Source organism: Cognatundibacterium squillarum (assembly GCF_014652435.1).
GTDB classification, from domain to species: domain Bacteria; phylum Pseudomonadota; class Gammaproteobacteria; order Burkholderiales; family Burkholderiaceae_D; genus Undibacterium; species Undibacterium squillarum.
Genome location: NZ_BMYU01000015.1, coordinates 1 through 7,900, shown reverse-complemented (window position 1 = coordinate 7,900; position 7,900 = coordinate 1). Strand labels below are relative to the sequence as shown.

General features: G+C 40.0%; 9 protein-coding genes. 1 reads left to right on the top strand and 8 read right to left on the bottom strand.

Features of this window, described 5'->3' with window-relative positions:
- Positions 1–173 precede the first annotated feature (173 nt).
- Together IE092_RS18595 and IE092_RS18590 are read right to left on the bottom strand one after the other, a co-directional pair.
- Positions 174–491, bottom strand: a complete 318-nt coding sequence (locus IE092_RS18595; RefSeq protein ID WP_189359201.1) for a type II toxin-antitoxin system RelE/ParE family toxin — start codon at positions 489–491, stop codon at positions 174–176.
- A complete protein-coding gene (locus tag IE092_RS18590; protein WP_189359199.1) occupies positions 481–693 on the bottom strand; it encodes a hypothetical protein in 213 nt (70 codons plus the stop codon). Before IE092_RS18590 ends, IE092_RS18595 begins: the two co-directional genes overlap by 11 nt.
- 566 nt (positions 694–1,259) lie before the next feature.
- Here IE092_RS18590 and IE092_RS18585 point away from each other — a divergent pair.
- Positions 1,260–1,712: a hypothetical protein gene (locus IE092_RS18585; RefSeq protein WP_189359197.1), complete on the top strand. Its 453-nt coding sequence runs from the start codon at positions 1,260–1,262 to the stop codon at positions 1,710–1,712.
- An 11-nt stretch (positions 1,713–1,723) separates the two neighbouring features.
- Here IE092_RS18585 and IE092_RS18580 read toward each other — a convergent pair whose 3' ends face one another.
- The 6 genes from IE092_RS18580 to IE092_RS18555 form a co-directional block, all read right to left on the bottom strand.
- Positions 1,724–2,071, bottom strand: coding sequence for an H-NS histone family protein (locus IE092_RS18580; protein ID WP_189359195.1), 348 nt, complete (start codon positions 2,069–2,071; stop codon positions 1,724–1,726).
- Between the two features lie 12 nt (positions 2,072–2,083).
- Positions 2,084–2,890: a hypothetical protein gene (locus IE092_RS18575; RefSeq protein WP_189359193.1), complete on the bottom strand. Its 807-nt coding sequence runs from the start codon at positions 2,888–2,890 to the stop codon at positions 2,084–2,086.
- A 63-nt stretch (positions 2,891–2,953) separates the two neighbouring features.
- Entirely contained in the window at positions 2,954–4,654 is a 1,701-nt protein-coding gene (locus IE092_RS18570; protein WP_189359191.1) for a type IV secretory system conjugative DNA transfer family protein, read from the bottom strand.
- 241 nt (positions 4,655–4,895) lie between these two features.
- Entirely contained in the window at positions 4,896–5,561 is a 666-nt protein-coding gene (locus IE092_RS18565) for a hypothetical protein (protein WP_189359189.1), read from the bottom strand.
- 1 nt (position 5,562) lies between these two features.
- Positions 5,563–6,111, bottom strand: coding sequence for a hypothetical protein (locus tag IE092_RS18560; protein WP_189359187.1), 549 nt, complete (start codon positions 6,109–6,111; stop codon positions 5,563–5,565).
- Between the two features lie 97 nt (positions 6,112–6,208).
- Complete coding sequence (locus tag IE092_RS18555) at positions 6,209–7,444, bottom strand: replication initiation protein (protein ID WP_189359185.1); 1,236 nt, start codon at positions 7,442–7,444, stop codon at positions 6,209–6,211.
- Between the last annotated feature and the right edge of the window lie 456 nt (positions 7,445–7,900).

Below are 7,900 nucleotides of genomic sequence, written 5' to 3'. Positions count from 1 at the left end.
GCCTCTGTCGCGTTTTTGTTTGTGTTAGGCTACCACCCTATCCAAGAACACATAAAAACGTCGCCAAAGCTCTAAAAATAGGCATAGGCAACGCCTTTTTATGTTTCTTTGTCTTCAAATTTCAAAAACTACGAAAACAGGCATAAAAAAACGCGCTACAAGCGCGTTTTTCGTCAGAAGGGATAGTTTTTAGGATTTGCTCGATTTTTCCGCTCATGAAGCACGGCCAAAATTTCAATGGTGCGTGAGTCATGCAGGATTTTATAAGTAACGATGTATGGCAAGCCTTTGATTTTGAAATCAAAAACACCGTCAAAATAGGCGTTTTCTTGGCTGATATTTGGAAATTCTTCCAGTATGGCCAACTGGTGCGCAAACTCATCTTGAATGCCCAAAGCTACCAGTGGGGCTTTGTCGATTAGATAAAAAACGATGTTTCGCAGGTCTTCTTTTGCAGGCTCAAGCCAGTTAATACGGTACTTATCGCGCATCTACTCGGCTCATTAGTTCGGCTTTCAGCTCGGCCATGAAATCGGCGTGTGCGGTTCTCGGTGCGCTCTTATCGTTGGACGCATCGAGGCCACGCTGAATTTGAGCTTTGACTTTTCGCGCTTGCTCGATCTCTTCGACCTCAAAAACGGCTCTTGTGAGGTCTTCCCCTTTGGGGATTTGATTTAATACGGCAGTATTCATGGTGTCACCTATAGGGCTATTTCGTCATTGTACGCCCTTGGCCGAATGTGTCAAAAAAGCCGTGCTTTGAAGCCTTCCACCTGTTTTCGCGGTAATATAAAAACGCTGAACCGATTTCAGCGTTTTTTATTCCTTTACTTTCCCTATATGAAAGTTCAGAAAAGCGCAATGCGCCAAGTATTTGATTTTCTGCTAGTCGTTCTTTGAATGTTTATAGCATTGCTCATAACATTTTGAACACTTGCAGTCGTCATCCTCTATCGCGTTGGGCTGATTGGCTTCGTGTAGCCTGTAATTGATACAAAAACAAATAGCGGTGACGCAGGTGACGGGTAGGGCGCTAACCCTACCCGTTCATTCTATGCAATCCCGTACCAAGTCAAATTCGTTTCTGTCATTCAAAAGAGCTGTGGAAATTTTCAGTATGGAAATTTCCACAGCTCTTTTTCATTCCATCCACTCATAAGCCTTTGATTTTCAAAGTGTCTACCTCTGTCCTGTCTACTCTTGTCTTTAGTGGACAGGTGTGTACACTAAAGACAGCTTAATTATTCTCCTTAAAAATCATGGCCTTCGTCTCCGTTTCCGAAGCTGCAAAGCTTGCAAAAATATCACGGTCAAATCTATACAAAAGCTATATCAGCACTGGGAAACTATCGGTTTCAAAAAACGGGAAAGGACACTCTGTTATAGATATTTCAGAGCTTCATAGAGTCTTCGGCCAATTAGAAATAAAGGAGACAGTGGACAGGACAGAGGTAGACACTATTACACAGGTAAAAACACAACATGCGACACTAGAGGACACCGTAAAAAACACAGCTTTAGAAGCTGAAAATGAACGTTTGCGGGCGCAATTAAGAGACTATCAAGAACGAGACAGGGAAGCGAGAGAACGCGAGACCTGGTTACGAAGCCAGGTGGACAAATTGACCGATACAGTAAAGCTGATCGAAATGGCCAAGCCCCAAGAGGCAGAAAAAAAGCCAAGCTTTCTTGCTCGGCTTTTCTCTAAATAAGTTGTTTTTTACTAAGCTTTCTTTTTCAAAAGGAAACTTTCCAATTTTTCGCCACGCTCCAAAGCGGTGACCAACCATGCCGGCTTCCGGCCTTTTCCTGCCCACACTTCGCTACTATTTTGCGGGTTCGCATACTTCGCATCATGGCCTTTAGCGGTCTTGTTACTTCGCTTTAGTGCCTGTATCAATTCATCTACCGAAACGCCAATACTTGCTGAATCGGCCTTTGCCTTGGCTACTATTTCGGCCAACGCCTTAGAGCGTTCTGCATCAATTTTCGCGCTTAACTCCTGACGTTGTTTTTCAAGGCTTGCAAGCACGTCTACTTTAGAATTTTGCACTACTGTGGTTTCTGACATTTTGTTCCCTTTCTAAATATTGAACAATCTAGATTTTTCCCCGTTTGCATGGAAAAAAGCGTTTGTGATTCCATTTTCTCGTATATCCGAAACCGTGGTGAAATGATAGCCATTTGAATAGGTGTCGAAGTTAGGAAATTTCCCTTCTCTTATCAGCTTAATAGTGTTTTTCAGTGTCGTTTCTCGCGCATGTATCGAGCATAAAAATGACGTTGAATCTTCTTCAAAATACTCACTAAAAAGCCCCTTTTTCATTGCTTCAGCATGCTTAACAAGTTGCTCGTTAATGTGCGTTGTACTAGTGGTTCTATGTAGCTCCAGCGCGATAACTCGCACCTTTTCCCCTATCCTTAAACGTATGAGGGCATCAGGCACTACAAAGCCGTTTTCTACCGCTACTTTTGAAGTTGCTTTACTTGTTCCAAGTCGGCTTGCACCTTCCTTTTGAAATTCTGGTATTAAATCGAGTATTTCTATTTTACCTTGTTTTTCTAGCCTAAAAAATTCCGCAATGACTTCAATCAATAAAGCTCTATGTGTAAAACCAAATGGGCTTTTCGCCCTTATTCCTTCTTTGTAAAAGTAAATACCATTTTTCGGCAATTCTATCATTTCCGAAAGTACCTCTGCACCGCTTTTCGTTAATGCAAAAAGTGTCCCTATTTTTCGGCCTCCTGTGCTTTCCAGAGTGCTATCTATAATGGATTTCTTGTATAAATAGCCCTCTATTACAAGGTCGTTTAAATACCCTCTGTAGTTCCGCTCTGAGCCTTCTTTATCCATCGCAATGGAGAGCGTTGCAGAGGTGCAGTTAATCATACGCGATACCATATGCAACACTGTCAAATGGGTCGTTGTCGTGTTCTTTCTGAATCTTTTCATTTATGAATAGTCGTGCGGTTTAAATTCTTTTATTTTTACACTGTCTTCTTCATTACGATTGTTTCTCAAATTGTGCGAATAATCCCGATAGTAAAGGCTTTTTTGTTTCAATAAAACCGTGTTCCATTCTTCGCTACTCATGCTATTTTTTGATCCTAGAAGATCATGACTTAATCGGAATTTTTTAGCGTCTGAATTGCCATATTTCACCCAAAAACTGAGTGGTTCTAGACTATCCAAATCCGAAGTATTTACTTTTACCATATCACTCATGATTTTTGCACAGCTAGAGCTTCCGCCAGTGCTTCCAGCGAAACGAAGCATACTGTTTCCCGTGATTGCGTTCATAGTGTCATGAGACAATCTATATCCCGCTATTTGTTGCACTAGAGTGAGATATAGGCCGTATTTTCGAGTCTCTCTATAGATCATCTCTATAGCATCTGTCATAAATCTGTCAGCCTCGTCTAGAAACAAGAATGCAGGCTTCTTTTCTCCTGCATTATCGCCTTTTCTTTGCCTCGCTAACGTGACAAGAGAGCTGACAATAAAGCGCCCAAAAGCCCCGCTTGTTTCGTCTCCAACGTCGAGATTAAATACGATTATTTTGCCCGAGTTCATGGCACTTATAAGGTCGATACTCGATTCTCCAACAAGGCATGAATCAAGAGCCTGTGACAATAAAAAAAACCTTATACGGTCTACTATACTGCCCTTTGTACCGCGATACTCTTTAGAGTCAAAGTCATCAATAGTCTCTACCAATGCTTTATTTTTTAAGGTCAATTTCGCTTGATTTTTCCAATACTCTGCCCTCTCTCCATTCCCAAGAAAATCGAGTAAGTCATACAGGTTTGTTTCTTTATCGTGATATGCGAAAGTGTACAAACAAGGCTTCAAAATTACCTTCATTCTGTTTGTAAGGTCTTGCGCATTTCCCACCACTGCCGTGATTCCTGATAGGATACCTTCAACGGTTTTGTCTAGCTCTATGTGGTTCCTTAATCCTGCGAGTGGATTAATTACAGGCACGCATTTTAGGTGGTCGCCCATTGCGTATGGATTGAAATATACTAGCCTATCAGGGTCTTCTTTGAACTCCTTCCAGTGGGCTATTTCGTCGGCCAATTTCCCATGAGGGTCAAGGATAATTGCAGAGCTTCCAGACTGCATAACACGATAAACAAGCTGTTTAATTAACTCGCTTTTTCCATGCCCTGAGCCTGCCGAAATATAGGCGTGTCTTTTGAGATAATCTAGGGGGATTTTGAATGCAATATCAGAAAAAAACGGTGCAAACTCTTGGCTATAATATTGGGAAATATACCTTCTATAATCCAATAGTGTAGGCTTTTCCGATAGGCTGAAATAGTTCAGAATTTCTTCTTCATGATCTTGTTTTTTTAGGATTTTTTTATTGTGTTCTTTCAGCAAATAAGCACGGCGTAATTCTCGCGTGTCTGCTGGGGTGAATTTTTTTGTTTGTGTCCTCTCTATTTCCTCATTTGTCATGCGTAAAATAGCGTCATGATTTGCTATTTTTTCGGGCAAATGGGTGACAGTCTGCACTGTCCTCCGAGACACAATAAGCTGTGTAAATTCGCCAAAACTAAGGACATGTAGACCTGTCTCCCGAAGCTGTAAGACTTGCTTCATCAGCTCTTCTTCTTGGTCTATTAGCTGGGAAAATCCGACCTGCATGCGTACCCCTTATATGGTGAAATGGTTCGCATATACAAGCCAAAAGCATAGGTGACAGCGAAACCATAGAAGACCCTGAAATTGACACCTAAAATACTATATGTATCACTCTGATACTGTCCACTCTTTCGACTGAAGTTTAAACGCCTTGCGTTTTCATTCTAGTATCATACCTGTGTCAGGTGGACAGTCCAGAGGACACCTAAAAACACAACATAGGACACTTGTAGACAGTCCAAAATCATTTAGACCACTCGTTTATCAGTCGATCTATCTCGACCTTCGCACCATGTACGCCTTCTAATTCGTATGCTTTCAAAATGAAACGTGCATTGTGTTCCATTTCCATCTCAGCCATTTTTATTTTGTGCTGTAACTCCATGCGCTCCATTTCCCGCGCCATGTTTCTCTCGGCCATGTAGTCTTCCCTTAACATGGTACGGCCTGCCAATTTATCTTGAATAAAGGCATTGATTACCGAAAGTGTCGCACCATTTCGTAATTTTCTATTTTCTTCTACGCCATCGAGTATTAATTTTCTTCTTTCTTGATAACTATCTAAAAGGCCACCAGTCCCTTTTGACATTAATTCTATAATTGCTTTATAGGAGATTTTTTGTTGTTCCAATTCATTAGATCGCTCTAATAGTTCACGCGCATTTTTCGCCCTTATTTTTTCAGCTTCAATAGTTGTTTCATTTCTCTTATTTTCTATTTCCCACTTATCACGCGAATTTTGATCTGCAATATCTCTTTGCAATTGCATTTGTGCTTCTGATATGTTTCTTTGCAGTTGCATTTGTGCGCCAGCAATATCATATTTTGCTTGTATATTGGCTTGTAATTCCTGTGTTTTCCTTTGATATTCTGGATCCAATTCTGCTATTACTTGTGCGACACTCTTCATACTATCCCCCAAATCGCTTCTCTAAATCTTTTAATAGTTCATTTGCAAATTGTTTATTCTCAGAATTTTCTATCTCACTCATTTTTTTTCGTAATTTCAATAAATTTTCTTCACAATTTATATTTGCATCGTGCATTTGTCTCATAGTTTCAATTTGCACTTCTGCGTATGCTCTTAATTTTTCTTTTTCCCTTCTTATTGCAACCTGATGCTTTTGTTCTTCTTGATAGTCTTCATCACTAATTATTTCTAACTTACTTTTCAAATTATTTATATCATTATTTTTTTCTTTAATTAACTCACTATATGAATGCACTATAGACTTCATAATATCTTCACTTTGCAGTGATCGTATTCCAAAACCAGCGCAAAATGCACTTAATACCAATATCACAAAAAACACCCATATATTAAGATCAAAAAAATAATTATGTTTAATTAAATTTTTAAACCACATTTCATTCAATACTATTACACCAAAAATAGATGCCCATACTATTGCACCAATTCCATCGTTCCTCATATTTTTAATCCGCTCCAATACTGTCATTTTATTTCTCCTTTACATAAAAATTTATCTAAAAAAATATAAAAACATGGTAATGTTTCAGTATTCTATATTTCACTGTCTATTCAAAATCTATCTTCTATACATTTTCAAAATAACGAACTAAATAATCTCTAAAAAATCGGTCTTCATTTCCATTTTTTGCAAATGTCTTTTTCATCGCTGGCATTGCCTGTGCAAGATAATCCGCTTTCACTTTCTCTTTGTCGCTTTCGGTTAGTTTCAAAAACGAATTAAAAGCATTCTCAACCGAGAATTTTATTTTCTCGGCTCTTTCTCTCTCTGCTTGTATTTCTCGCTCCTGCGCCTCTTTCTCGGCCTTTGCTCGATTGTCGCGCTCTTGCTGTTCTTTTTCCCATCCACTCGCCAAATCATCGGCAATCGCTCGGGCTAAATATCCAGCCACAGAATCACGGATTTTTTTAGCTTTTTGCATAGCGCGAGTATAGGCAATATTGCGGGTTATTTTCTTCACTCCGTATTTTTTGCGCCACCTATACGCCGTGGCCTCTTCAATACCCATTGAGATCATTTCTAGAACATCCTCGGGGTGTATATCCTTTGGCTCAATAGTCTTTTCAACCAAGTTAGGCGACCCGCCTTCTAATTCCATGAAAACCTGTTTTTGCTTTTCAACGTGAAAAACAATGTGTGATATTTTTCGCCCTGTTTTCGCATAATCTACCTGCACGATATTTATGCTTGAAAATTTGTTTATTTCCTTCGTGGCCGTTTCAATTACGCGAATACGGAAATCCTTAAAAAATACATATTCGTCTTTCTCTACGCCCATTTTCTCGCGTAATTCTTCATACTCAAAAGACCGCTTGAAATACCCGCCAGCATCTGCTTTGAATGCTTCTTTTTTTAGTAACTCAAAAAGGCGAACTGAATACAGACTTTTAAAATGCACGGTGTGCTCTAGATCGTATTCGGTGTAATACCCTTGCAACTGCAACAAATGAGGCTTCAAATCTTTATCAAATCGAAGCTCTACAATTCCACTACCGTGGACGTACCTAGCAGAGGAAAGCCAGCTTGTTTTATACCAGCTTTTTCCCTCTCTAATCGTAATAATGCGCTTAATGAGATCCTCGGCCGATTTTTCCACCATGTCGTACACACTACTGTCGCGAGCGTTTAAGTTAAAGACTCGCGCAAAGTCCGAAACGGATATTTGATAGGTTTTGAAATCTTCATCACTCGGGGATATTTGAGCAATAAGCAAGCGAATAAGGCGGGCTTCACCGAGAGAGGCTATTTTGTAGCTTGCCTCTATGAGTTCATTTCCCTGTCGGACGGTGAGATTAGACATTTTTGCGAGATCGAGGCGAATTGGTGCAGTTCACATAGGTTTCTATTTTAAAAACTATAGTGAGTTTATATCAAAAAAGAGACGCGTCAAACCCCGCGTCCTAGTTCGCGGGGTTTTTGTCCTAGTTGGTAAATAGGACCCCATAACNAGGCTTTCAAGCCTGTTGCCTCGCGCGCGCGCGCGAAAAGATTAAAGATTTAAATATTAAACACACAGGTGCAAAATGCACTTTTGGCAGAAATCGGGCTTCGCCCTTGTGTGTTTTTTTCGCTTCGCTTTTGAAAAACAAAAACAACATTACGCAAAAAAATAGACTTGTTTTACAGTAAAATAAAATTTGAAGTCCGAAGCAGGGCTTCTCCTTATACGCTCATGCGCCAGAGCGAAAAAACAACCCAAGGCGAGAACCAAGGACGGAAACCCGATTCCTGCAAAAACGCGACAAGGCCATTTTTG

Excerpts from the sequence above, each read along its gene's own strand:
- IE092_RS18595 (WP_189359201.1), bottom strand. The coding sequence starts at position 491 with ATGCGCGATAAGTACCGTATTAACTGGCTTGAGCCTGCAAAAGAAGAC.
- IE092_RS18590 (WP_189359199.1), bottom strand. The coding sequence starts at position 693 with ATGAATACTGCCGTATTAAATCAAATCCCCAAAGGGGAAGACCTCACA.
- IE092_RS18585 (WP_189359197.1), top strand. The coding sequence starts at position 1,260 with ATGGCCTTCGTCTCCGTTTCCGAAGCTGCAAAGCTTGCAAAAATATCA.
- IE092_RS18580 (WP_189359195.1), bottom strand. The coding sequence starts at position 2,071 with ATGTCAGAAACCACAGTAGTGCAAAATTCTAAAGTAGACGTGCTTGCA.
- IE092_RS18575 (WP_189359193.1), bottom strand. The coding sequence starts at position 2,890 with ATGATTAACTGCACCTCTGCAACGCTCTCCATTGCGATGGATAAAGAA.
- IE092_RS18570 (WP_189359191.1), bottom strand. The coding sequence starts at position 4,654 with ATGCAGGTCGGATTTTCCCAGCTAATAGACCAAGAAGAAGAGCTGATG.
- IE092_RS18565 (WP_189359189.1), bottom strand. The coding sequence starts at position 5,561 with ATGAAGAGTGTCGCACAAGTAATAGCAGAATTGGATCCAGAATATCAA.
- IE092_RS18560 (WP_189359187.1), bottom strand. The coding sequence starts at position 6,111 with ATGACAGTATTGGAGCGGATTAAAAATATGAGGAACGATGGAATTGGT.
- IE092_RS18555 (WP_189359185.1), bottom strand. The coding sequence starts at position 7,444 with ATGTCTAATCTCACCGTCCGACAGGGAAATGAACTCATAGAGGCAAGC.